The 1,026-nt window shown below is 43.6% G+C and carries 2 protein-coding genes; both read right to left on the bottom strand.

Annotated elements, in window-relative coordinates:
• Positions 1 to 476 (bottom strand): RHS repeat-associated core domain-containing protein (locus tag MED222_RS00005; RefSeq protein WP_009844732.1); only part of this gene is annotated, 476 nt, incomplete at its 3' end.
• Positions 477 to 548: 72 nt separating this feature from the next.
• Positions 549 to 971: a hypothetical protein gene (locus tag MED222_RS00010; protein ID WP_009844731.1), complete on the bottom strand. Its 423-nt coding sequence runs from the start codon at positions 969 to 971 to the stop codon at positions 549 to 551.
• Positions 972 to 1,026 lie beyond the last annotated feature (55 nt).

Raw genomic sequence — 1,026 nt, 5'->3', positions numbered from 1 at the left:
TTGTGTGGTGCTTGATCCATTACTGCAGACCTTGGTGACATCGCTGCCTTTGCCTTTTCATAACAATCATAATAACATTGGCTATTTTTTTGAGGTGGATATATCAAGTGGTCGGTAGGACTCGGATTGTATGGCCTGGACTTATAACGCCCATCCGGATCCACATACCCTAACGGGTCACCATCCACATACGCATAGAGGTTAATCCCGCCTTGCTCTTGCAGTGGGTCGCGGTTTAGCCAGCGGCCCAAGCTTGGTATATAGAAGCGATAACCAAAGTAAACTATACCACTGGTAAAATCGCTGCGTTTGGTCGACATGCCAAACGGCTGTAGAGTGAAATAATCACCACTTACTTGCCCGTAAGGCGAATAACCTCGCTGGCTGAGTCTTTCGCCTGCTTGGTCAAACACACCATAGACGTGACCAAGATGGTTAGTCATGTAGTAGATATTTTGCTGGCTCTGCTGACGCATTAATAACCCAGAGACAAAGCCTTTTGTATTATGGAAAAAGACAAGACCTGACCCTATTCTTCTATGCTTTAATTATTTATTCTTAATAAATATAGGTAGCATCAACGCAACGCCCCATAAATAAGCTCCAGAATGTAACTTTAAAGATAAAATAGAGGTAGCCCCGTTACCCCCGGCCACTATTACTAGCGGCTGAGAAAAGAAAATGATTAGCGCACATAAGGTTACGACTGACCATGGATTCACTTTTATCCCTTGGTTATTAGACAAGCTTAGCACCCAAGAGATATTTGCCAACCATGGGAACATCAACGCTATGGCTGTGTCGAACCAAGTGGTCAACATAAACGTTGCCGCAAAAACTTGCATGAAGCCAAATACTAGTGCTTGATAACCATAAGTTAAACTGCTTTCTCGCCCGTCAACGCAGGAAAAAGCCGGCAGAAGAAGCGCTACAAGATAAAACAGAGCTGATAGATTTCTAACAGAAAACATAGGGCTTTGCCTTATGCTAAACGCATTAATGGGTGAAAACACACACTATCTCACT

It is taken from the genome of Vibrio sp. MED222, from assembly GCF_000153005.1.
Classification (GTDB): Bacteria; Pseudomonadota; Gammaproteobacteria; order Enterobacterales; family Vibrionaceae; genus Vibrio; species Vibrio tasmaniensis_A.
The sequence above is the reverse complement of the archived record's forward strand: the minus strand, read 5'-3'. Positions and strand labels throughout refer to the sequence as shown.

Bases quoted from the DNA above. Each gene is read 5' to 3' on its own strand.
- MED222_RS00010 (WP_009844731.1), bottom strand. From the start codon at position 971: ATGTTTTCTGTTAGAAATCTATCAGCTCTGTTTTATCTTGTAGCGCTT.